The 22,576-nt window shown below is 60.5% G+C and carries 25 protein-coding genes and 4 tRNA genes; 10 read left to right on the plus strand and 19 right to left on the minus strand.

Annotated elements, in window-relative coordinates; translation table 11 throughout:
• The first annotated feature begins 156 nt into the window (after positions 1–156).
• Genes C0058_RS27880 through yacG form a run of 4 tightly spaced genes read left to right on the plus strand, consistent with a single transcriptional unit; the run spans position 157 to position 3,057 of the window.
• Positions 157–1,365: a type II secretion system F family protein gene (locus C0058_RS27880; RefSeq protein ID WP_003215923.1), complete on the plus strand. Its 1,209-nt coding sequence runs from the start codon at positions 157–159 to the stop codon at positions 1,363–1,365.
• Entirely contained in the window at positions 1,362–2,240 is an 879-nt protein-coding gene (locus C0058_RS27885; RefSeq protein WP_371316153.1) for an A24 family peptidase, read from the plus strand. The genes C0058_RS27880 and C0058_RS27885 overlap by 4 nt, the downstream gene beginning before the upstream one ends.
• On the plus strand, positions 2,237–2,860 hold the full coding sequence (coaE, locus tag C0058_RS27890; protein WP_008437307.1) for a dephospho-CoA kinase: 624 nt from the start codon (positions 2,237–2,239) through the stop codon (positions 2,858–2,860). Before C0058_RS27885 ends, coaE begins: the two co-directional genes overlap by 4 nt.
• Entirely contained in the window at positions 2,857–3,057 is a 201-nt protein-coding gene (gene yacG / locus C0058_RS27895) for a DNA gyrase inhibitor YacG (protein ID WP_003215918.1), read from the plus strand. Before coaE ends, yacG begins: the two co-directional genes overlap by 4 nt.
• On the opposite strand, the gene C0058_RS27900 is transcribed toward yacG, so the two are convergent.
• From C0058_RS27900 to C0058_RS27910, 3 genes are all read right to left on the minus strand, one after another.
• Positions 3,054–3,269 carry a hypothetical protein gene (locus C0058_RS27900; protein WP_003215917.1) on the minus strand — a complete coding sequence of 72 codons (216 nt, stop codon included), beginning with the start codon at positions 3,267–3,269 and terminating at the stop codon, positions 3,054–3,056. The two genes, yacG and C0058_RS27900, sit on opposite strands and share 4 nt — an antisense overlap.
• A 65-nt stretch (positions 3,270–3,334) precedes the next feature.
• A complete protein-coding gene (locus C0058_RS27905; RefSeq protein WP_087694626.1) occupies positions 3,335–4,024 on the minus strand; it encodes an energy-coupling factor ABC transporter permease in 690 nt (229 codons plus the stop codon).
• The gene (locus C0058_RS27910; RefSeq protein ID WP_087694627.1) at positions 4,021–4,488 is read right to left on the minus strand and encodes an FAD/FMN-containing dehydrogenase; all 468 of its coding nucleotides are present in this window, start codon (positions 4,486–4,488) and stop codon (positions 4,021–4,023) included. The genes C0058_RS27905 and C0058_RS27910 overlap by 4 nt, the downstream gene beginning before the upstream one ends.
• Positions 4,489–4,590: 102 nt before the next feature.
• On the opposite strand from C0058_RS27910, the gene C0058_RS27915 reads away from it, so the two are divergent.
• From C0058_RS27915 to C0058_RS27925, 3 genes are all read left to right on the plus strand, one after another.
• Positions 4,591–5,220 carry a DUF1780 domain-containing protein gene (locus tag C0058_RS27915; RefSeq protein ID WP_008437312.1) on the plus strand — a complete coding sequence of 210 codons (630 nt, stop codon included), beginning with the start codon at positions 4,591–4,593 and terminating at the stop codon, positions 5,218–5,220.
• 89 nt (positions 5,221–5,309) lie between these two features.
• On the plus strand, positions 5,310–5,483 hold the full coding sequence (locus C0058_RS27920) for a DUF3094 family protein (RefSeq protein WP_010174986.1): 174 nt from the start codon (positions 5,310–5,312) through the stop codon (positions 5,481–5,483).
• 60 nt (positions 5,484–5,543) lie between these two features.
• On the plus strand, positions 5,544–6,842 hold the full coding sequence (locus C0058_RS27925) for an NAD(P)/FAD-dependent oxidoreductase (protein WP_003215906.1): 1,299 nt from the start codon (positions 5,544–5,546) through the stop codon (positions 6,840–6,842).
• Between the two features lie 192 nt (positions 6,843–7,034).
• Here C0058_RS27925 and C0058_RS27930 read toward each other — a convergent pair.
• From C0058_RS27930 to rluD, 7 genes are all read right to left on the minus strand, one after another.
• A tRNA-Pro gene (locus C0058_RS27930) sits at positions 7,035–7,111 on the minus strand.
• A 94-nt stretch (positions 7,112–7,205) separates the two neighbouring features.
• Positions 7,206–7,281: transfer RNA gene (locus C0058_RS27935), tRNA-Lys, on the minus strand.
• A gap of 5 nt (positions 7,282–7,286) precedes the next feature.
• Positions 7,287–7,363, minus strand: a tRNA-Pro gene (locus tag C0058_RS27940).
• A 10-nt stretch (positions 7,364–7,373) separates the two neighbouring features.
• Positions 7,374–7,449 (minus strand) — tRNA-Asn (locus tag C0058_RS27945).
• A 300-nt stretch (positions 7,450–7,749) separates the two neighbouring features.
• The gene (clpB, locus tag C0058_RS27950) at positions 7,750–10,314 is read right to left on the minus strand and encodes an ATP-dependent chaperone ClpB (protein ID WP_003215904.1); all 2,565 of its coding nucleotides are present in this window, start codon (positions 10,312–10,314) and stop codon (positions 7,750–7,752) included.
• 151 nt (positions 10,315–10,465) lie between these two features.
• Positions 10,466–11,191, minus strand: a complete 726-nt coding sequence (pgeF, locus tag C0058_RS27955) for a peptidoglycan editing factor PgeF (protein WP_102369922.1) — start codon at positions 11,189–11,191, stop codon at positions 10,466–10,468.
• Positions 11,188–12,150, minus strand: a complete 963-nt coding sequence (gene rluD, locus C0058_RS27960; RefSeq protein WP_003215899.1) for a 23S rRNA pseudouridine(1911/1915/1917) synthase RluD — start codon at positions 12,148–12,150, stop codon at positions 11,188–11,190. The genes pgeF and rluD overlap by 4 nt, the downstream gene beginning before the upstream one ends.
• A 149-nt stretch (positions 12,151–12,299) precedes the next feature.
• Here rluD and C0058_RS27965 point away from each other — a divergent pair, with 149 nt between their 5' ends.
• Together C0058_RS27965 and C0058_RS27970 are read left to right on the plus strand one after the other, a co-directional pair.
• Positions 12,300–13,325 (plus strand): outer membrane protein assembly factor BamD, encoded by a 1,026-nt coding sequence (locus tag C0058_RS27965; RefSeq protein ID WP_102369923.1) that lies wholly within the window; start codon positions 12,300–12,302, stop codon positions 13,323–13,325.
• Positions 13,326–13,451: 126 nt separating this feature from the next.
• Positions 13,452–13,685: a PP0621 family protein gene (locus C0058_RS27970; RefSeq protein WP_003215896.1), complete on the plus strand. Its 234-nt coding sequence runs from the start codon at positions 13,452–13,454 to the stop codon at positions 13,683–13,685.
• On the opposite strand, the gene thiO is transcribed toward C0058_RS27970, so the two are convergent.
• From thiO to pilV, 5 genes are all read right to left on the minus strand, one after another.
• Positions 13,672–14,781, minus strand: coding sequence for a glycine oxidase ThiO (gene thiO / locus C0058_RS27975; protein ID WP_003215894.1), 1,110 nt, complete (start codon positions 14,779–14,781; stop codon positions 13,672–13,674). The genes C0058_RS27970 and thiO overlap by 14 nt on opposite strands.
• 62 nt (positions 14,782–14,843) lie before the next feature.
• A complete protein-coding gene (locus C0058_RS27980) occupies positions 14,844–15,245 on the minus strand; it encodes a type IV pilin protein (protein ID WP_003215892.1) in 402 nt (133 codons plus the stop codon).
• A 12-nt stretch (positions 15,246–15,257) separates the two neighbouring features.
• Positions 15,258–15,785: a PilX N-terminal domain-containing pilus assembly protein gene (locus C0058_RS27985; RefSeq protein ID WP_102369924.1), complete on the minus strand. Its 528-nt coding sequence runs from the start codon at positions 15,783–15,785 to the stop codon at positions 15,258–15,260.
• A gap of 7 nt (positions 15,786–15,792) precedes the next feature.
• Positions 15,793–16,500, minus strand: a complete 708-nt coding sequence (locus C0058_RS27990; RefSeq protein ID WP_102369925.1) for a PilW family protein — start codon at positions 16,498–16,500, stop codon at positions 15,793–15,795.
• Entirely contained in the window at positions 16,497–16,973 is a 477-nt protein-coding gene (pilV, locus tag C0058_RS27995) for a type IV pilus modification protein PilV (RefSeq protein ID WP_102369926.1), read from the minus strand. The genes C0058_RS27990 and pilV overlap by 4 nt, the downstream gene beginning before the upstream one ends.
• 218 nt (positions 16,974–17,191) lie before the next feature.
• Here pilV and C0058_RS28000 point away from each other — a divergent pair, with 218 nt between their 5' ends.
• On the plus strand, positions 17,192–17,773 hold the full coding sequence (locus C0058_RS28000) for a GspH/FimT family pseudopilin (protein WP_008432843.1): 582 nt from the start codon (positions 17,192–17,194) through the stop codon (positions 17,771–17,773).
• Here the strand turns inward: C0058_RS28000 and ispH are convergent.
• From ispH to ileS, 4 genes are all read right to left on the minus strand, one after another.
• A complete protein-coding gene (ispH, locus tag C0058_RS28005; protein WP_003215881.1) occupies positions 17,727–18,674 on the minus strand; it encodes a 4-hydroxy-3-methylbut-2-enyl diphosphate reductase in 948 nt (315 codons plus the stop codon). The genes C0058_RS28000 and ispH overlap by 47 nt on opposite strands.
• 116 nt (positions 18,675–18,790) lie before the next feature.
• The gene (gene fkpB, locus C0058_RS28010; RefSeq protein ID WP_003215879.1) at positions 18,791–19,228 is read right to left on the minus strand and encodes an FKBP-type peptidyl-prolyl cis-trans isomerase; all 438 of its coding nucleotides are present in this window, start codon (positions 19,226–19,228) and stop codon (positions 18,791–18,793) included.
• Between the two features lie 7 nt (positions 19,229–19,235).
• A complete protein-coding gene (lspA, locus tag C0058_RS28015; protein WP_003215877.1) occupies positions 19,236–19,745 on the minus strand; it encodes a signal peptidase II in 510 nt (169 codons plus the stop codon).
• On the minus strand, positions 19,738–22,569 hold the full coding sequence (gene ileS, locus C0058_RS28020; RefSeq protein ID WP_102369927.1) for an isoleucine--tRNA ligase: 2,832 nt from the start codon (positions 22,567–22,569) through the stop codon (positions 19,738–19,740). The genes lspA and ileS overlap by 8 nt, the downstream gene beginning before the upstream one ends.
• Between the last annotated feature and the right edge of the window lie 7 nt (positions 22,570–22,576).

Genomic DNA, 22,576 nt, shown 5'->3' on the forward strand with positions numbered 1-22,576 from the left:
ACCCCGTCTCGGCAACCGCGCCAGTGTACTCACCCCCGCGCAACCAATGCTGAACAAGACGCACAAACTGACATTTTTTCGCTCACGGCGAGCCTGCCCGAATCCGTCACCTGACTAAGCTATAAATCTTCCACTGTCTGTGTGCGGAACCGTGAAATGAATGATGTTTCAGCGATCTATGCCTGGGAAGGCGTCAACCGCAAAGGGCGCAAGGTCTCCGGAGAAACCCGCGGTCACAATCCCGCCCTGATCAAGGCACTGCTGCGCCAGCAAGGTATCAATCCTGGGCGCGTACGCAAGAAATTCGCCGGTTGGCCGAGCCTCGCCCTGCCGGTCAAACCGGCAGAGATCGCCCTCTTCACCCGCCAATTGGCGACGCTGCTGAAGGCTGGTATCGCACTTTTACAGGCGCTGGATATCATCGCCGAGGGCTTCGACAACCGGCATATGGGGGCGCTGGTACAAGGCTTGAAGCAGGAGATCGCCGCCGGCAGCAGCCTGGCTGTCGCCTTGCAGAAATACCCACGCTACTTCGATGATCTGTACTGCAACCTGGTTGCGGCGGGCGAACAGGCGGGCGCACTCGAAGCGCTGCTGGAAAGGGTGGCCATTCACCTGGAAAAAAGCGAACAGCTGAAAGCCAGAATCAAGAAGGCCATGACCTATCCCGTGACGGTACTGGCAGTCGCCACCGCTGTCAGCGCAATCCTGCTGATTCACGTGGTGCCGCAGTTTCAGGGGTTGTTTGCCGGCGTCGATGCACAACTGCCGGGCTTTACCCTGGGCGTCATCAGCCTGTCGGAGTTCATGCAGCAAAGCTGGTGGATGCTGATCCTGGCCGCGGGTGCCGGTTTCGCAGGAATGCGCAAAGCCTATCGCTCGTCCACAGGCTTTCGCCACTGGCTCGATGCCAGTTTGTTGAAAGCTCCCGTGGCAGGCACACTGCTGAAAAAATCGGCGGTCGCCCGCTATGCTCGCACGCTCTCGACCACCTTCGCGGCGGGCGTTCCATTGGTGCAGGCATTGGATTCCGTGGCCGGCGCCACGGGTAACGGGCAGTTCAAACAGGCAATCAATCGTATGCGGCACGACGTTGCAACCGGAATCCAGCTGAATGAATCCATGGCCATAAGCGGCCTGTTTCCAGGCATGGCGATCCAGATGACGGCTATCGGCGAGGAGTCGGGCACCCTCGATAACATGCTGGAAAAAGTCGCCTGCCACTACGAGGCTGACGTCGATAACCTGGTGGACAACCTTACCAGCCTCATGGAGCCGCTGATCATGGTGGTACTCGGCGGCATCGTCGGGGCATTGGTGCTGGCCATGTACCTGCCGATCTTTCAACTCGGTACAGCCTTTTGAGCACGCCACTGACTGAGATCCTCGTTTATCAGCCGTGGGTGTTTGTGTCAGGCGCGTTGCTGCTGGGCTTGATTGTCGGCAGTTTTATCAACGTGCTGGTATGGCGCCTGCCGAAGATGCTGGAACGTGAATGGCGAGCCCAGGCCCATGAAGTACTGGGCCTTCCCGCCGAGCCTGTCGCCGCGCCCTATAACCTGATGCACCCAAACTCCTGCTGCCCGCGTTGCAACCACCCGATTCGCCCCTGGGAGAATATTCCGCTGCTCAGTTATGTACTGCTCAAGGGACGTTGCTCAAGTTGCCATCAACCTATTGGCGCGCGTTATCCCATCACCGAACTGGCGTGCGGGCTGATCTCGGCGGTTGTCGCCTGGCATTTCGGTTTTGGCTGGGCAGCCGGGGCGGTGTTGTTGTTGAGTTGGGGCTTGCTGGCGATGAGCCTGATCGATGCAGACCACCAACTGCTGCCGGATGTGCTGGTGCTGCCGTTGCTGTGGCTGGGCCTGATCCTCAACAGCTTTGGCGTTTTTGTGTCATTGCACGATGCGCTGTGGGGCGCGGTAGCCGGTTACATGAGCCTGTGGTCGGTGTTCTGGGTGTTCAAACTGATTACCGGCAAGGATGGGATGGGGCACGGGGATTTCAAGCTGCTGGCCATGCTCGGTGCCTGGGGCGGCTGGCAGATCCTGCCGATGACGCTGTTGCTGTCTTCCCTGGTGGGTGTGATGGGAGGCCTGATTCTATTGCGCCTGCGCAAAGCCCACGCATCCACTCCAATGCCTTTTGGTCCGTATCTGGCAATTGCCGGCTGGATTGCATTGCTCTGGGGTGGTCAAATAACCGACTTCTATTTGCAGTCTGTCGGTTTCAGATGACCACTTCTGTCGCAACACCCTGGATTCTTGGCCTCACTGGCGGCATCGGCAGTGGCAAAAGCGCGGCCGCCGAACACTTCGTCCGGCTTGGCGTGGACTTGATTGACGCCGACCACGCCGCGCGCTGGGTAGTCGAACCCGGGCGCCCTGCCCTGGCGCAGATTGCCGGGCATTTCGGTGCGGGTGTGCTGCAGCCTGACGGGCAACTGGACCGCGGCGCGTTGCGCAAGCTGATCTTCGAAGTGCCCGACGAGCGCCGCTGGCTGGAGGCGTTGCTGCACCCGCTGATCGCCGAGGAGATTCGCAGCCACCTGGCGCGTGCACAATCGCCTTACGCGATCCTGGTGTCACCACTGCTGATCGAGTCCGGCCAGTACACCATGACCCAGCGGGTGCTGGTGATCGACGTGCCGCAATCGTTGCAGATACAGCGTACCCTGCAACGCGATGGCATCAGCGAAGCGCAGGTGCAGGCGATTCTCAAGGCCCAGGCCACCCGTGAAGACCGCCTGCGCCATGCCGATGACGTGCTGGTCAATGACCAGGACCTGGCCCGGCTGCACGCCGAGGTCGAGCGACTGCACCACTTTTACCTTACTTTGCGTGGAGGCCGATCATGAGCCAACCCTTGAACGTCGAATGCCCAACCTGCGGCGCACCTGTGGAATGGAAAGCAGAAAACGTCAACCGTCCCTTCTGTTCGGACCGTTGCAAACTGATCGACCTGGGCGCCTGGGCGTCCGAGGAACACAAGATCCCGGTCAGTCCGGACGCCGAGGACGACCTGTTCTCCGAAGACTTTCAGCCCAAACACTAAGGCCGCATAAAGCCATAGTCCTGCTGGTCGTCGAGATTCTCTGCAAGGTACTGCAGCTCGTCGGCCAGGTCTTCAAAACTGCGCACGCCCTTGCTCTGCTGCACCACCGCACTGAGCATGGCGCGCAGGGTCAAGCCCGGGTCAAAGCCGATTTCCTGCGCCGCGTCCTGGCTTCTGCGTAACTCCTGCCGTGCCCACTCGTACACACTCATGATTCCGTGCTCCTGGAAATTTTGCAGAGCATGCGACCACTTGCGCGTGCGGCATTTGACCTGGATCAAGGCCGCGGATCGTCATCCTTCCAGGGCGCCGAGAGGTAGCGAGTGCGGTTGAATGTCTCCAGCCACTCGGGGCAGAACACCACCAGGGCGCTGATCACCATGCCATTGATAAAGGCCTCGGGGAAAATGATCAGCCACAAGTAGCCGACAAAATCCTCGATCCATTCCGGCATCGCGAAACGGCCATCGAACCACAGCAGCCCCAGGCCTGCCAGCAGGCACAGCAAGGCCGACAGTGCGGCGGCGAAAAAGCCCGAACAGAAGATATACACAAAGGGATTGCGTGGCTTCGCCCGCTCCACCAGCAGCGCACAACCCTCGGTGACCAGCACCGGCAACAGGATCAGCAGCATGCCGTTGATCCCCACGGCGGCAAGGTCCTGGCGGCCGAGCAACACCAGGCCGAGCTGCGCGGCAAAGCCTCCGACAATCGCCAGGGGCCAATCGAGCAACAAGGTCACGGCGGTCATGCCGATGAAGTGATAGGACACCCCGGTGTCGAAATCCCGGCGCACCAACCACAACATGAACAGTGCGAATACGGTGCCGAACAGCAAGTGCTGGCGTCGGCGGTCGGCAAACAGCTCGACCCACGGCGAACGCAGGAGCGCCCACATCACCACCGGCGCATACAGCAGCCAGCCGATGCTGAGGGTTTCCGGCGCCAACACCGCTGCGCTGATCACGGCTGCACCTGCTCCAGGGCCTGGCGCAGTTCAGCGGCGGAATCGTATTCGTGCTGCGCCACCAGCGTTCCGTGATCCAGTTGCAGCCACAGCACTTTATCCACAGGTGCGGGATAGCGCGGGCTTACACGGGCATCGCGGTCGAGCATGACGCGATAGTTGTAGGCCTGCATCGCCGGCACCGCGAACATCTTCGCGATCAGCCGGGGCATGCGCTGGATATCGGCGAGAAACACCGCATGCCGAGCCTCCAGGTAACCCTTGGGCTGGCCTTGCAGCGCCGCATCGACGATCTTGGCGGCGTCCATGCTGCGCGCTACGAGCAAGGTTTGCGCCTGGTCATCCAGGGTGTAGGCCTGGTCGAACTGATCAAGCAACGTCCAGGGTGCAACGCGCTCACCCACTTCGACGGCTTGGGCCCACACGGGCAAAAGACTCAAGAACAGCACCACAAAACACTTCACTGCATACTCCTCATGCCACGGGAAACTGTCGAGTGGCCAGTCTACACCGACCTTTTGACGCGGGACTTCCTGCGGTCATCATTTGGACGCTAAGCTGGTGACATGGATGACTCAGATTATTTGCGCCTGCTCACCGTAGCGGCCGAACAAGCCAATGCTTTCCTGTCCAATGCCCGCAAATGGGAGCGTGAGCGTTGGGTCTGCCAGCGCCTGTTGCAAGGCTTGAACGTGCCCTATCGCGCCGAAGAATTCCACGCCGCCGGGCAAGAGCCGCCGGACGTGCTGTTTCGCGACGCCAGTTTCGAAGTGTTTTTCGTACTCGATGAAGGCCGGCGCCTGAACGATGAATGGCGTGACGAACTGCTGCGGCGGCGCAGCGCGTTTTCCCTGAGCCAACTGGTTCGGCGAGAAGCCAAGCCCCGGCGCATTCCCGCCCACGAATTCCTGTTGCGCCTGGCGCCCACCCTGCGCAAGAAGGCCCACAACTATAAAGAGCGCGGGATGGACCTGGGGGAGCTGGACCTCATCGCCTTCGCCAGCCTCAAGCGCGAAGTACTGGACCTCAACAGTCACTTCCCTCCTCCCACCGAGTACCTGCGCCAGGGCTGGCGCTCGCTGTCCCTCGTGGGGCCGACCTTCGCCCGCGTACTGTTCGCGCACCCGGACGCACCGGACTTCTTGCGCAACAATCTGGGGCGCAGCATAGTGTTCGATGTGGGCATCAGCCTGTGATCGGGTTGGCGACTATGCTTCAGGCAATGCCGCCAATCACCCGACTGTAACGTGGCGCCCTTCAGCAACGTCTACCTGACGAGGCCTTTATGACCAGCCGCCTGAACCCCGACGACCAACAGCATGTCGAAGAGTACCTGCAACTGTCCCAGAACCAAGTCGAGCGCAAGCCTTTCCGGCCCTGGCTGCTCCTTGCGGTGGTGCTGGTTGCAGTGATCGGCCTGGGTTTGCTGAGCCGCCTTTTGAGTTACCTGACGCTATGAGCTGCCTGGCGCTCGCTCGGGTAACTGCACCGATTTCCTTTAGCCTTGCGAGATATCCCCATGACCCATCGTATTATTATCGTCGGCGGCGGCGCCGGCGGCCTGGAGTTGGCTACCCGCCTGGGTAAGACTCTGGGCAAGCGCGGCATCGCCAGCGTCACCCTGGTGGATGCCAACCTCACCCACATCTGGAAACCCTTGCTCCACGAGGTGGCGGCCGGCTCGCTGAACTCTTCGGAAGACGAACTCAATTATGTTGCCCAAGCCAAATGGAACCACTTCGAGTTCCAGCTGGGGCGCATGAGCGGGCTTGATCGCGAGCAGAAAAAAATCCAGCTGGCCGCCACCCTCGACGAAGAAGGCCGGGAACTGGTGCCCGCGCGCGTGCTGGGCTACGACAGCCTGGTGATCGCCGTCGGCAGCACCACCAATGACTTCGGCACCGAAGGCGCGGCGCAACACTGCCTGTTCCTCGACACCCGCAAGCAGGCTGAGCGTTTCCACCAGCAATTGCTCAATCACTATCTGCGCGCCCATGCCGGGCAGACGGACGTGGTAGAGCAGATCAGCGTCGCCATTGTCGGCGCCGGTGCCACCGGCGTCGAGCTGGCCGCCGAGCTGCATAACGCCGCACATGAACTGGCCGCCTATGGCTTGGACAAGATCAAGCCGGAAAACATGCACATCACCCTGATCGAAGCCGGCCCACGGGTGTTGCCTGCACTGCCGGAGCGTATTGGCGGGCCCGTACATAAAACCCTGGAGAAACTCGGGGTGACCGTCCTGACCAACTCCGCCGTCAGTGAAGTGACGGCCGACGCCCTGATCACCAGCAGCGGCCAGGTAATCCCGGCCAGCCTCAAGGTCTGGGCCGCCGGGATTCGTGCACCAGGCTTCCTCAAGGACATCGACGGCCTGGAAACCAACCGTATCAACCAACTGCAAGTGCTGCCGACCCTGCAAACCACTCGCGACGAAAATATCTTCGCCTTCGGTGATTGCGCCGCTTGCCCGCAACCCGGCACCGATCGCAATGTGCCGCCACGGGCCCAGGCAGCTCACCAGCAGGCATCGTTGCTGGCCAAGTCGCTGAAACTGCGGATCGAGGGCAAGGACCTGCCGTCGTACAAGTACACCGACTACGGCTCGCTGATCTCGCTGTCGCGCTTCTCGGCGGTGGGTAACTTGATGGGCAACCTGACGGGCAGCGTGATGCTGGAAGGCTGGCTGGCGCGGATGTTCTATGTGTCGCTGTATCGCATGCACCAGATGGCACTGTATGGCTTCTTCCGCACGGCGATGCTGATGCTGGGGAGCAAGATCGGGCGAGGGACCGAGCCGCGCCTGAAACTGCACTGACAGCACGTTCCGGGATAGGACTCGGTGAGTGTGGGAGCGGGCTTGCTCGCGAAAGCGGTGGTTCAGTGCCAGATGCACTGACTGACACACCGCTTTCGCGAGCAAGCCCGCTCCCACATTTGTTTTGTGGTGCGGACAGGATTCCGCGCACAAAAAAAATCCCCGTATCTTTCGATACGAGGATTTTTAATATGGTCGGGGTAAGGGGATTCGAACTCCTGACATCCTGCTCCCAAAGCAGGCGCGCTACCGGACTGCGCTATACCCCGGTAAAAAAAAGGCGACCTCTCAGTCGCCTTCTTCGATCAGCGCTTTTGGCCTCTGATCTTAAGATTCGATTCCAGCGTTAACTGGTCTCAAAAATGGTGGGTCGTGTGGGATTCGAACCTACGACCAATTGGTTAAAAGCCAACTGCTCTACCAACTGAGCTAACGACCCAAATATGGTCGGGGTAAGGGGATTCGAACTCCTGACATCCTGCTCCCAAAGCAGGCGCGCTACCGGACTGCGCTATACCCCGGTTTTGAAATTGGCTCCGTGACCAGGACTCGAACCTGGGACCCAATGATTAACAGTCATTTGCTCTACCGACTGAGCTATCACGGAACTACATATTTCAAAGTGTTACGTTGTTGCATGTTACCTTCTCTTCGATGCTTCCGTATCGCTACGTTAGTGTCTCTGAGGCGCGCTATTCTACAATCTTAAAAACCCCTGTCAACCCTTTAAATTGCTTTTAAGACAATGATTTGCGCTTCTTTCTGATTTCTCCTTGGGGAGAAGAAACCGTTGGGCTGACGTTGCTGCGGGGCGCACTTTACAAGCCTTTGCCTTACAGTTCAACGCCCTATCGAAAAAAAAGGCCCCGCAATGCGGGGCCTCTTCTTATAGCAGTACCGCTTGGGCTTAGTGGAAGACGATTTCGTCGTTCTCCACCGTCGCCTCGACGCTGGTGCCCGGCATAAAGCTGCCCGACAGGATCAGCTGCGCCAACGGGTTCTCGATCCAGCGCTGGATCGCACGTTTCAACGGCCGTGCGCCATAAACCGGGTCGTAACCAACCGCGATCAGCTTGTCCAACGCCTCGCGGCTCAGCACCAGGGACAACTCGCGCTCCGCCAGACGGCTGCGCAGGCGGCCCAACTGGATCTCGGTAATGCCCGCGATCTGATCCCGCGCCAGAGGCTCGAAGATCACCACTTCATCGACCCGGTTGATGAACTCCGGCCGGAAGTGGCTGGTCAGCGCGTCCATTACCGCTGCACGCTGGGCTTCACGGTCACCCACCAGCTCCTGAATCTGTACCGAGCCCAGGTTGGAGGTCATCACGATCACCGTATTGCGGAAGTCCACGGTACGCCCGTGACTGTCCGTCAGGCGGCCATCTTCCAGCACTTGCAGCAACACGTTGAACACATCCGGGTGGGCCTTCTCGACCTCGTCCAGGAGGATCACCGAGTAAGGCTTGCGCCGTACCGCTTCGGTCAGGTAACCGCCTTCCTCGTACCCTACATAGCCTGGTGGCGCCCCGATCAGGCGAGCCACGGAATGTTTCTCCATGAACTCGGACATATCGATCCGCACCATCGCCTCTTCGGTATCAAAGAGGAATTCGGCCAGGGCCTTGCACAGCTCGGTCTTGCCCACGCCGGTCGGGCCGAGGAACATGAACGAGCCGCTCGGACGGTTCGGATCGGACAACCCGGCCCGCGAACGCCGCACCGCGTTGGACACCGCGACCACCGCCTCTTCCTGGCCGATGACGCGCTGGTGCAACAGGCTTTCCATCTTCAGCAGCTTGTCGCGCTCGCCTTCGAGCATTTTCGACACCGGGATACCGGTCCACTTCGAGACGACTTCGGCGATTTCTTCCTCGGTCACCTTACTGCGCAGCAGCTGGTTCTCGGGCTTGCCGTGCTGGTCGACCATCTGCAGGCTACGCTCCAGGTCCGGGATCACCCCGTACTGCAACTCGGCCATACGGTTCAGGTCGCCTTTACGGCGGGCTGCTTCCAGTTCCTGACGGGACTGCTCGATCTTTTGCTGGATCTGCGCAGAACCCTGCACTTCGGCTTTTTCCGAGGTCCAGATTTCTTCGAGGTCCGAATACTCACGCTCGAGGCGAACAATTTCTTCCTGGAGTTTTTCCAGGCGTTTCTTCGCCGGCTCGTCTTCTTCTTTCTTCAGGGCCTGGGATTCAACTTTCAGCTGAATCAGGCGCCGATCCAGACGGTCCAGCACTTCGGGCTTCGAATCGATTTCCATCCGAATGCGGCTGGCCGCTTCGTCGATCAAGTCGATGGCCTTGTCCGGCAACTGCCGATCAGTGATGTAGCGATGGCTCAGTTTCGCCGCCGCGATGATCGCACCGTCGGTGATCGCGACTTTATGGTGGACCTCATACCGCTCTTTCAAGCCACGCAGGATCGCGATGGTGTCTTCTTCGCTCGGTTCTTCCACCAATACTTTCTGGAAGCGACGCTCAAGGGCCGCGTCCTTCTCGATGTACTGACGGTATTCGTTCAAAGTGGTCGCACCCACGCAATGCAACTCGCCCCGCGCCAGTGCCGGCTTGAGCATGTTGCCCGCGTCCATCGAGCCTTCGCCTTTACCGGCGCCGACCATCGTGTGCAGTTCGTCGATAAACAGAATGATCTGCCCTTCCTGCTTCGACAGTTCGTTCAGCAGGGATTTGAGGCGCTCTTCGAACTCGCCACGGAACTTGGCGCCGGCAATCAGCGACCCCATGTCCAGGGACAGCAGGCGCTTGCCTTTAAGGCCGTCCGGCACTTCACCATTGATGATGCGCTGGGCCAGGCCTTCGGCAATCGCGGTTTTACCCACGCCAGGTTCACCGATCAGCACCGGGTTGTTCTTGGTGCGACGCTGCAGGACCTGGATGGTGCGACGAATTTCGTCGTCACGACCGATCACCGGGTCAAGCTTGCCTTCTTCGGCGCGCTTGGTCAGGTCGACGGTGTATTTGTCCAGGGCCTGGCGGGACTCCTCGTGGTTAGGGTCATTTACCGCCTCGCCGCCGCGCAGGTTGTTGATGGCGTTTTCCAGGGCTTTTTTGCTCACGCCCTGGCCCAGCAACAATTTGCCAAGTTTGCTGTTGTCGTCCATCGCGGCGAGCAGCACCACTTCACTGGAGATGAACTGGTCACCCTTTTGCTGCGCCAGTCGATCCGCCTGGTTAAGCAGACGCGCCAGATCCTGGGACATGTTCACGTCGCCAGTCGGGTTTTGGATTTTCGGCAGTTGGTCGAGCTCTTTGCTCAACTCCTTGCGCAGGCTGTTGACGTCGAAGCCCACCTGCATCAGCAAGGGTTTGATGGAACCGCCTTGCTGCTCCAGGAGCGCTTGCATCAAGTGCGCAGGCTCGATGGCCGGATGATCCAGGCCAACCGCCAGAGATTGGGCATCGGATAAAGCCAACTGCAATTTGCTGGTTAAACGATCAATACGCATTAGTCACCTTCCTTTTGAGCAGGCCGGAGCTATGAACAAACACATCCTGAATGAAGAAACCTGCCAGATACCCTTATAGATGGGGTGGATTCTGGAAGATTCAAGCGGGCGACCGCTGACTTGCGTCAGGATTGACCCAAGTCAAAGGAGTCTAGTGTTCAAGCCAGACAAGGGAGGCAAACCGACCGGTGCGCGGGCTGCGACGGTAGGAGTAGAAGCGGGGATCCGTCACGGTGCACAAGCCGCCACCGTACACGGCAGTGACGCCGCGGGCGGCAAGCCGCAGGCGGGCCAGCTGATAAATGTCGGCCATGAACTTGCCCGGGTTCTGACTGGGCACGAACCCCTCAATCGTTTCCGGAAGTTGCTGCATAAAGGCTTCACGCACTTCCGGGCCGACTTCAAAGGCTTGCGGACCGATGGCCGGCCCCAGCCACACCAGTACGTCGGCAGGCTCGGTATCCAGGCTTTCAACGGTCGCTTCCAATACGCCAGCGGCCAGGCCACGCCAGCCGGCATGGGCTGCCGCGACGCGGGTACCGGCGCGATTGCAAAACAAGGCAGGCAGGCAATCAGCCGTCATCGAAGTGCAGGCGATGCCCGGAGTGCTGGTCCAACTGCCATCGGCTTCGGCAGTCCGACCGGGGTCCGCCTCGACGACAACCACACCGTGAACCTGGCGCAACCAGGCGGGCTGGATATTGAAGGCAGCGCAGAGACGACGGCGATTTTCGAGCACGGCTTCGAGGCTGTCCTCGACATGATCGCCGAGATTTAGGCTGTCGAACGGCGCCACGCTGACGCCGCCCGCACGGGTGGTAACGCAGGCTTTCACCCCGGCCGGCGCGGGCCAGTCAGGAATCAGCCAGTCACTCATCCGATAAACGCCTCGCGATCCTGCTTGAGCAGCGACAACAACCAGACAAAATCGTCTGGGAGTGGCGATTCCCAGCTCATCCGCTTACCGCTCGTCGGATGATCCAGCTCCAGGAAGCGTGCATGCAGCGCCTGGCGCGGGAAGGTTTTCAGCGAATCAACCATGGTTGCACTGGCCGCCGGCGGAATGCGGAAGCGCCCACCGTAGGCCGGATCTCCGACCAACGGGAAGTTGATGTGCGCCATGTGCACCCGAATCTGGTGGGTACGACCGGTTTCCAGCTTTACCCGCACGTGAGTGTGGGAGCGGAAACGCTCAAGCACGCGGTAGTGGCTGACGGCTTGCTTGCCGCCTTCCATCACCGCCATGCGCTGGCGCTGCTGGCCGTGGCGGCCGATCGGGGCATTGATTTTGCCACCGGCGGTTACCACGCCGATCACGATGCATTCGTAGATCCGGCTGACGCTGCGGCTCTGCAGTTGTGTGACCAGCTGCGTCTGCGCCTGAATGGTCTTGGCTACCACCATGAGGCCGGTGGTGTCCTTGTCCAGGCGGTGCACGATGCCGCAGCGCGGGACATTGATGATGTCCGGCACGTGGTGCAACAAGGCATTGAGCAGCGTGCCATCAGCGTGCCCGGCGGCCGGGTGAACCACCAGGCCGGCAGGTTTGTTGATCACCAGGATGTCGTCGTCTTCGTAGACGATGTCCAGTTCAATGTCCTGGGCGATCCATTCTCCCTGGGCTTCCTGCTCGGCAGTCAGCTCAAGAATCGCACCACCATGGACTATGTCTCGCGGGCGGATAACCGCTCCATCCACAGTCAGGCGGCCGTCTTTGATCCAGGCGGAAAGGCGCGAGCGCGAGTGCTCAGCGAATAATTGTGCGGCGACTTGATCGAGGCGTTGGCCGCCCAATTCGGACGGCACCTCTGCGCGAAGTTCAATTTTATCGGACATGCTCAGACTAGGCGTGGCACAGCCTTTGGTTTCGGCTGCGCGCTTGTGGTTAAATACGGCGTCTTTTGCCCCGAGGCTTTCCAAGGGGCGCTCATCATAACAGGACGGCCCCGCCCAAGACAGCGGCCGTCATAGGGACGCAAGCCGCCATGCAAGTGAAACACCTGCTGCTGATCGCCATCCTCGCCATGACTGCTGCTTGCTCGTCAACAAAGGAAGTCGTCGACGAAAACCTGAGCGAGGTCGAGCTGTACCAACAAGCTCAGACCGACCTGAACAACCACAGCTACACCAGCGCCACGGCAAAACTGAAGGCACTGGAGTCGCGGTATCCGTTCGGGCGCTACGCCGACCAGGCCCAGCTCGAGCTGATCTACGCCAACTACAAGAACGCCGAGCCGGAAGCTGCCAAGTCCGCCGCCGAGCGTTTTATCCGCCTGCACCCTCAGCACCCGAACGTGGACTACGCCTACTACCTCAAGGGCCTGACCTCGTTTGACCAGGACGTTGGCCTGCTGGCGCGCTTCCTGCCGCTGGACATGACCAAGCGTGACCCGGGCGCTGCCCGCGACTCCTACAACGAGTTCGCCCAGTTGACCAGCCGCTACCCGAACAGCCGCTACGCGCCGGACGCCAAGCAGCGCATGATCTATCTGCGCAACCTGCTGGCTTCCTACGAGATCCACGTAGCCGACTACTACCTGACCCGCCAGGCGTATGTTGCTGCCGCCAACCGTGGCCGTTACGTAGTGGAAAACTTCCAGGAAACCCCATCGGTGGGTGACGGCCTGGCCGTGATGACCGAGGCTTACCAGCGCCTGCACCTGGACGCCCTGGCGGCCACCAGCCTGGAAACCCTGAAGCTCAACTACCCGGACCACCCAAGCCTGAAGGACGGCCAGTTCGTACCGCAGGTTGCCGAAGCGGACAACCGCTCGTGGTTGAGCAAGTACACCCTGGGCCTGATCGAGTCCCGTCCACCGCTGCCGCCGGGCGAAACCCGCGCCAACCAGGACATCATCAAGCAATACCAGGACGCCAAGGATTCGATTCCATCGGACCTCAAGCCGCGTGACGAAAACGGCGACATCATCGAAGAGCAAGGGCCTCAAGCCCTGGGCAATAACGAAGATCGCTCGTGGTTCAGCTACATGACTTTCGGCATCTTTGACTGATTGTTCGCCGCGATGCAAAAAGGGAGCTCTTCGGAGCTCCCTTTTTTATTGCGCTGCATAATTGCGCTGTGCGCCCATCACGTCCTTGGCTAAACTGCGGGATTCCTTGTCGAGAAGCTGCCCACCATGGTTCGTCTACTGTTCTGGATCGCCGTTATTGCTGCCGCGGTATGGTTTTGGCGCAAATTCAAAAGCCCGGCCGCCAAACAGCAGCGGCCCAGCGAACAGGGCCCGATCCAGATGGTTCGTTGCGCCCACTGTGGCCTTCACCTGCCACAGGATCGAGCCTTGAGCCTGCGCCAGGAATGGTATTGCACCCAGGCGCATCTGGAGCAAGGGCCGAAACCTATCCAGCGTTGATTCGGCCTGCCGGCGCATACGGGGCCGGATCAATGATCGGCTCATGTCCCAGCAACAAATCGGCAAACAGTTGGCAGGACGCCGGCGCCAGCACCAGGCCGTTGCGGTAATGCCCGCAGTTGAGCCACAGCCCGTCGAAACCTGGCACCTTGCCAATATACGGAATGCCCTCCGGCGAGCCGGGCCGCAAACCGGCCCAATGCCCCACCACTTCGGCATCGGCCAGGGCCGGAATCAACTCGACGGCAGAGGCTTTCAGGCTTTCCAGTGCAGAGTCGGTGGGCGTCTTGTCGAACCCCTCGTGCTCCAGCGTGCTACCAATCAGAATGTGCCCATCCCGCCGGGGAATCGCATAACGCCCCTTGGCCAGGACCATGCACGACAAGAAGTCCGACGCACACTTGTACAAGATCATCTGCCCCTTGACCGGCTCCACGGGCAACTCAAGCCCCAGGCGGCCCAGCAACTCACCGCTCCAGGCGCCGGCGGCCAGCACTACCTGATCGCCATGGATCGGCCCGAGCGCCGTATTCACCCCAACAACCTTGCCGCCCTGCTGAATAAACCCATCAACCGCACACTGCTCGTGAATCGTCACGCCCGGCAGGGCCAACAAGGCCGCCTTGAGGGATTTGACCAACCGCGGATTACGCACATTGGCCACATCCGCCATATAGATCGCCTGGGAAAACCCGGCACCCAGCACCGGCACAGCGTCATGGGCAGCTGAAACATCCACCTTGCTCAGCGGGCGCCCTTCGCGGGCTGCCCAGGCAAGCGCCTCGGTTTCATCATCCAGGTCCAGCCAATACAGGCCGGTGGTGTGAACTTCCGGGTCAATGCCAGTAGCCGCGAACAGACGCTCTGCCAGTTGCGGGTAAAAATCCTGGGACCAGTGCGCCAGGGCCGTCACGGCCGGGCTGTAGCGCCACGGGTAGAGCGGGGAGACAATGCCGCCGCCGGCCCAGGAAGACTCCTGACCGACCGCCGAACGATCCAGCAACACAACCGCTTGCCCTTGGGTCGCCAGGTTGAACGCCGTCAACAACCCGATTACCCCACCACCCACAACCACTACTTGCTGTTGCTTAGCCATTGTTCGATCCAGCCGATAAAAAGAAAAAGGCACGCCCGGCGCCCAATCGTCCAGCTTCCTCATCATTGCCCCCAGCACGCCTTGCGCGTCATATCAGGCGCGGCTCCCGGATTGCTTCGCGCACCGGTACTGCTCAGGCTGAAGGCGGCACAGGGATCGCCCGCCATCACCGAGTCAATTGCCGGCGTGGCAAGCAGAACGAAATCCTGAGGGTTCAATGCAGGGGTGATTCTATAGCGATCATTGCCGGCGATGACGCCAGTCGCATCAATAAAAGTGCCGTTCCTCGCGTAATAACGCTCAAGGTACTGTGCCTGCTCACTCAGCAACCCGGCAATTTCCGCGCGATAGACCTTTTTCATATGGCTGAGATACCCGGGATAGGCGACGCCCGCCAGGAGTCCGACGATCGCCACGGCGATCAGTAATTCGATCAGGGTGAAGCCTGTGCAATCCTTGCCCATCGTGCTGCTCACCTATTGAAGTTGTCGCCACATGATTCGTCGAAAACGCTCGCCGGGCCCGCTGCCCACACGGGCATACACAGACTCCAGGACGGAGCGTGAGTGCCCACTGACGCCCACTGATGTCACGCGATAGACGGTGGCCTGGGCCTCTGCCGGGAGTTGAGCCAAACCCGTTCCCGGCCCCAGGTTTTGAATACCGTAGACGCCATCTTTCATCCCTATCCAGGTCACAGTCGATACGGGATTCGTCCCCGGCCCCACTACCGAAACCGATTCGGCAGGTGGCGCGCACGCAGCCATCGAGTGGCAAGGGCGCAGGGCGAAACCTGACGCCTGCACCAAAGACTCGCCAAGCCTGAGGCCGCTTTCGGCCTGCTGAAACGACTGGTTGCGCTGCCGAAGGCTGCCGGTAATTTTTTCTTGCGAGATTGCTCCCTGCATCGAAGACAATCCGAGGAGTGCCAACAGCAGCAGGAATACCAGGCTGATCAGCAAAACCATGCCTGCCTGCCTCGAACGGGAGAGGTAATAACCCATGGGCACGCTACTCCAGGCGATTACGTAGTGCCGCGACCACGCTGTAGGCCTGGTCTTTCACCAACCCATTTGGATCCTGAAGTGTCAGCAGAATCCGCACGCTGCGGATGAGCGACTCATCGCCGGGGTTGGGGTCATATCGGCTGACAACCGTTGAGCCAGGCTTGTCGGCCACGCCGAAACTGATATCGAATGCCCCCACGTTATCCACCAGCACCGCTTTGCTCGGGGCCGCCAGCGTGCTGAACTTCAACTGCCCGCCCTCAAAGGTGTAGGTCAGCTTGCGCAGAGGGAAATGGATTTGCCCGGGCGTCGCTGCCGGCGCGCTTCCAACATAGGCGTGGGCAGAACCGGTGCAATCGGAAAGCACCGTCCAGTCCGGCTTGCTGCCACCCTCCCCGACGTCGGCGGTCACCAGCGTCAGGGACCGGGAACTGCCGGTGGTACCCCATCCAATGGGACGATCAAAACCTGCGGGAGCGTTGCTGATTGATGCAGCGGACAAGCAGCCAAACATGCCCGCCTGGCGTATTTCCTGAATCAGCTTGCCAAGGGCGAACCGTGCATCATCCTGCAACAGCGAAGCCGCACTCTGGCTGGCATAAGTGGTTCGGGAGCTGAGTGCAATCTGGGTCACCCCCAGGATCAACATCAGGCCGAGGGCCAATGCCAGCAGCATCTCTACCAAGCTGAAACCGCACACTGGACCTCTCATGGCAACACCCTCGGGTCGACTGCAATCCGGCTGGTCAGGGTGAATGTTTCCCGGGTGCCTTGAGCCTTCGCTCCACGGGAGTCGTCCCAACTGATGCTGATGGTCACTTCTCGCTGATTGACCGCAACCGACCCCTTGGCGCTTTCCCCGGCGAACCCGGCGATATTCGCTTCAAAGTCGTGCAGGTCCAGATCACGCACACTCGCGACCGAGGTGCTGGAGGGCGCGCGTTCACCCTGGCCCCAGGAGTAATCAGCACCCGAATTGGCGCGGATCCGGTCGAGCATGTCGTAGGCAATGAAACTGGCCTGACTGGTCATCCTGGAACTGTCGGTATATTTCAATGCATTGAGCTGAATGACTGCCGCCCCTAGCAGGCCGACAGCGAGGATCAGCACAGATACCAGGACCTCGATCAGCGTCATTCCGGCCTGGGTCGGTTGCGGGTGGGGCGTTACGGGAAAAGCGTTCATTACCATCGCCATCCATGTCGAAGGTCATCAGAAAGCAGCGCAAACCTGCTGTGCGACGCAAGACTAGCGCCGGTATTGCCTGGGCGCTGCCCCCCGGAACAAAGCGAAATACTTTGGACAGAATGGCCACCATTCGACCCGCCGGACTGGGCGCTATAACTATGTCTGCCATCCGGCACCGACTGAAAAAGCACACCGCGTCCACGGAGGGACGGCCCATGAAACAACGAGGTTTCTCGCTGATTGAGCTGATACTCGGCCTGTTCCTGAGCGGCATCCTGGCCAATCTGGCAGTGCCGAGCCTCAAGGGGCTGCTCGAGTCGCAACGACGCCAGAGCGCCGCCGAATCCCTTGCCGGCGGACTGCGTTATGCCCGCACAGAAGCCATCGCACGCAATCGCACGGTGGTTATCCATGCATTGGACGATGACTGGAGCCGGGGTTGGAGGGTGATACTGGACCTGAACGGTCGCGGCCATCTGGACGACAAAAACCCGGTGCTGCTGGAGCGCCAGGACAGTGGGCAGATACCGATTGTGGGGAATACGCCGGTGAGAACCCAGATACGCTTCAGCAGCCTGGGTGAACCGCTGCTGTCAGCAGGGGCATTCAGCGCCGGCACCGTCCACGTGTGTGCGACGGACCAGCAACTGAGCCTGTATCAAATAGTGCTGGCCGCCAGCGGGCGTATCAGCCTGCGCAGTAACAAGACCGAGCAGGCTTTGTGCCGGGGCTATGCCGGCACTCTGGGCCTCAGAGCAGCGAACGAACCCGCAGCTCCTTGGGCATGGAGAAAGTGATGTTCTCTTCACGGCCAGCCAGTTCATCAGCGCCCGTGGCGCCCCAGGCCTGCAGTTGCTGAATAACGCCACGCACCAGGACTTCCGGGGCCGAGGCTCCGGCAGTGATGCCAATGCGTTCGACACCGTCGAACCAGCTGCGCTGCATGTCTTCGGCACCATCGATCAGGTAGGCCGGGGTGGCCATGCGCTCGGCCAGTTCGCGCAGGCGGTTGGAGTTGGAGCTGTTGGGGCTCCCCACCACCAGCACAACATCGCATTCGTCGGCCAATTGCTTGACCGCATCCTGGCGGTTCTGGGTGGCGTAGCAGATGTCATCCTTGCGTGGACCGCCGATGGCCGGGAAGCGCGAGCGCAAGGCATCGATGACGCGGCTGGTGTCGTCCATGGACAAGGTGGTCTGGGTAACGAAAGCCAGCTTTTCAGGGTTGTGCACCTGCAATGCAGCGACGTCTTTTTCGTCTTCCACCAGGTAGATCGCCCCACCATTGCTGCCATCGTACTGGCCCATGGTGCCTTCGACTTCCGGGTGACCGGCGTGGCCGATCAGGATGCATTCACGACCATCACGGCTGTAGCGCGCGACCTCGATGTGCACCTTGGTCACCAGCGGGCAGGTCGCGTCGAACACTTTCAGGCCACGGCCTGCTGCTTCGGTGCGTACCGCCTGGGAAACGCCGTGAGCGCTGAAGATGACGATAACGTCGTCCGGCACCTGGTCCAGTTCTTCAACGAAGATGGCCCCGCGGCTGCGCAGGTCTTCGACCACAAACTTGTTGTGGACGACTTCATGGCGCACGTAAATCGGCGGCCCGAAAACTTCCAGGGCGCGGTTGACGATTTCAATCGCCCGGTCCACGCCGGCGCAGAAGCCACGGGGGTTGGCGAGTTTGATTTGCATGCTGTGCCTCGTGTCTTGCCCTGTAGGATCGAGCTTGTGTGGCGAGGGCGCTTGCTCCCGCTGGGCCGCGAAGCAGCCCCAACAAGCTCGCCCCTGCAGTAGGCCGATTTCGTTAGTTACAGCGCTTTAACGTCGATGATTTCAACATCAAAGGTCAAGGTTTTCCCGGCCAACGGGTGGTTGAAGTCGATGGTCACTTGCGCGTCATCAAAGGCTTTCACCACACCCGGCAGCTCGGTATTCGCCGCATCGTTGAAGATCACCAGCAAGCCTTCCGACAGCTCCATGTCCTGGAACTGCGAACGCGGGATGATCTGCACGTTTTGCGGGTTGGGCTGGCCAAAGGCGTTTTCCGGCAGGATCTGCAGGTTGCGCTTGTCGCCGGCCTTGAAACCGAACAGTGCCGCTTCGAAACCCGGCAGCAGGTTGCCGTCGCCGACCTTGAAGGTCGCCGGGGCCTTGTCGAACGTGCTGTCGACCGTGTCGCCATTCTCCAGGCGCAATGCGAAATGCAAGGTGACTTCCGTGTTCTGGCCAATGCGTTGCTCAGCCAATACCTGTTCAGTCATGAACGGTCTCTCCGGTTTTCTTGCTTTTGAACATATCCAACGCCAGCATGATTGCACCGACGGTGATGGCGCTGTCGGCAAAGTTGAACGCCGGGAAGTACCAGCGGTTCTGCCAATGCACCAGAATAAAGTCGATCACATGGCCCAGGGCAATGCGGTCGTACAGGTTGCCCAATGCGCCACCCAGCACCAGCGCCAACGCAACGGCCAGCCAGGTGTCGTTACGCCCCAGGCGCTTGAGCCAGACTACCAGCACGGCACTGACCACCACGGCGATCAGGGCAAACAGCCAGCGCTGCCAGCCGGAGCTGTCAGCCAGGAAGCTGAACGCAGCGCCGGTGTTGTAGGCCAGGGTCCAGCTGAAGTAGTCGGGAATCACCACGATCTGCTGGTACATCTCCAGGGCGCCTTCGAAGTGAGCCTTGCTGAGCTGGTCAATGACCAGCACCAGCACGCTCAACACGAGCAAGCCCAGGCGTCCAAAACGACTGGCTTCAGGCATAGTGACGAACCTCGCCAGCGCCAGAGATGTTGTCGACACAGCGACCGCAGATTTCCGGATGCTCAGGGTTCACGCCGACATCTTCACGGCAGTGCCAGCAACGGGCGCACTTGGCGAAGGAGGACTTGACCACCTTGAGCTTGAGACCCGGGACTTCGGTCGCAACGGCATCTGCAGGCGCCTGGGCAAACGGCGCCAGGCTGGCGGTCGAGGTGATCAGGACGAAGCGCAGTTCGTTGCTCAGCTTGGCCAGGTCAGCGGTCAGGCCTTCCTCGGCAAACAGCGTGACCTCGGCCTGCAGGTTGCCGCCAACGGCCTTCGCCGCGCGCTGCACTTCCAGTTCCTTGTTCACGGCAACCTTGACGGCCATTACGCCTTCCCAGTACTCGCGGCCCAGCTCGAAGTCGGCCGGCAATTCGGTCAGGCCTTCGTACCAGGTGTTGAGCATCACGGACTCGTTACGCTCGCCCGGCAGGTATTCCCACAGTTCGTCGGCGGTGAATGCCAGGATCGGGGCGATCCAGCGCACCAGCGCTTCAGAGATATGGTACAGCGCGGTCTGCGCCGAACGGCGGGCCTTGCTGTTGGCGCCGGTGGTGTACTGGCGGTCCTTGATGATGTCGAGGTAGAAACCACCCAACTCCTGCACGCAGAAGTTGTGGATCTTCGAGTAGACGTTCCAGAAGCGGTATTCGCCGTAGTGCTCTTGCAGCTCGCGCTGCAGCAACAGGGTACGGTCCACGGCCCAACGGTCCAGGGCGAGCATTTCCTCGGCCGGCAGGATGTCGGTGGCCGGGTTGAAACCGGTCAGGTTCGATAGCATGAAGCGTGCGGTATTACGGATCCGGCGGTAGGCATCGGCGCTGCGCTGCAGGATCTGCTCGGAAACGGCCATCTCGCCCGAATAATCGGTAGAGGCAACCCACAGGCGCATGATGTCGGCGCCCAGGGTGTCGTTGACCTTTTGCGGCGCGATCACGTTGCCCAGGGACTTGGACATCTTGCGACCGTTCTCGTCGACGGTGAAACCGTGGGTCAGCAGCTCGCGGTACGGGGCGTGATCGTCGATCGCGCAACCGGTCAGCAACGAGGAGTGGAACCAGCCACGGTGTTGGTCCGAACCTTCCAGGTACAGGTCGGCACGCGGGCCGGTCTCGTGGCCCATCGGGTGCGAGCCGCGCAGTACGTGCCAGTGGGTGGTACCCGAGTCGAACCAGACGTCGAGGGTGTCGCTGATCTTGTCGTACAGCGGCGCTTCGTCGCCCAGCAACTCGGCGGCGTCCAGCTTGAACCAGGCTTCGATGCCCTCTTGTTCAACGCGCTGGGCAACCTCTTCCATCAGCTCGACGGTACGTGGGTGCAACTCGCCGCTTTCCTTGTTCAGGAAGAACGGGATCGGCACGCCCCAGTTGCGCTGGCGGGAGATGCACCAGTCCGGACGGTTGGCGATCATCGAGTGCAGGCGCGCCTGGCCCCAGGCCGGAACGAACTTGGTGTCTTCGATCGCCTTGATCGCACGCTTGCGCAGGGTTTCGCCGCTGGTCGGCTCTTTGTCCATGCCGATAAACCACTGCGCAGTGGCGCGGTAGATCAGCGGGGTCTTGTGACGCCAGCAGTGCATGTAGCTGTGGGTGATGGTTTCGGTGTGCAGCAGCGCACCGACTTCCGCCAGCTTGTCGACGATCGCCGGGTTGGCCTTGAAGATGAACTGGCCACCGAAGAATTCCAGGGACGGCACGTACACGCCGTTGCTTTGCACGGGATTGATGATGTCGTCGTTGACCAGGCCGTATTGCTTGCAGATCACGAAGTCGTCAACGCCATAGGCAGGCGAGCAGTGAACCACGCCGGTGCCGGCGCCCAGTTCAACGTACTCGGCCAGGTAGATTGGCGACAGGCGGTCGTAGAACGGGTGACGGAAGTTGATCAGTTCCAGCGCGGACCCGGTAGTGGTCGCGATCACCGAGCCTTGCAGGTTGTAGCGGGCCAGGCACGCCTCCACCAGCTCTTCAGCCAGCACCAGCAGTTTGTCACCGACGTCCACCAGGGCGTAGGTGAATTCCGGGTGCACGTTCAGCGCCTGGTTGGCCGGGATGGTCCACGGGGTGGTGGTCCAGATCACGATGGAGGCTGGCTTGGCCAGGCTCGCCAGACCGAAGGCTTGCGCCAGTTTGGCTTCGTCGGCGATCGGGAAGGCCACATCGACGGTCGAGGACTTTTTGTCTTCGTACTCGACTTCGGCTTCAGCCAGGGCCGAGCCGCAATCGAAGCACCAGTTCACGGGCTTGAGGCCCTTGAACACGAAACCGCCCTTGACGATTTCGGCCAAGGCACGGATTTCACCGGCCTCGTTCTTGAAGTTCATGGTCTTGTACGGGTTGGCCCAGTCGCCCAACACACCCAGGCGGATGAATTCGGACTTCTGCCCTTCGATCTGCTCGGTGGCGTAGGCACGGCACAGCTCGCGGGTTTTATCCGCGCCCAGGTTCTTGCCGTAGGTCACTTCGACCTTGTGTTCAATCGGCAGGCCGTGGCAGTCCCAGCCCGGGACATAAGGCGCGTCGAAACCCGAAAGGGTTTTCGAGCGGATGATCATGTCCTTGAGAATCTTGTTCAGCGCATGACCGATGTGAATCGTGCCGTTGGCATAAGGAGGGCCGTCGTGCAGGACGAATTTCGGACGATCCTTGCCAATCTCGCGCAACTTTCCGTACAGGCCAATACTGTCCCAGCGCTGCAGGATCTGCGGTTCGCGCTGTGGCAGGCCGGCCTTCATTGGGAAGGCGGTGTCCGGAAGGTTTAGCGTGGCTTTATAGTCGGTCATTTAAGGC

Origin of the sequence: Pseudomonas sp. NC02 (assembly GCF_002874965.1) — a bacterium.
Lineage (GTDB): Bacteria > Pseudomonadota > Gammaproteobacteria > Pseudomonadales > Pseudomonadaceae > Aquipseudomonas.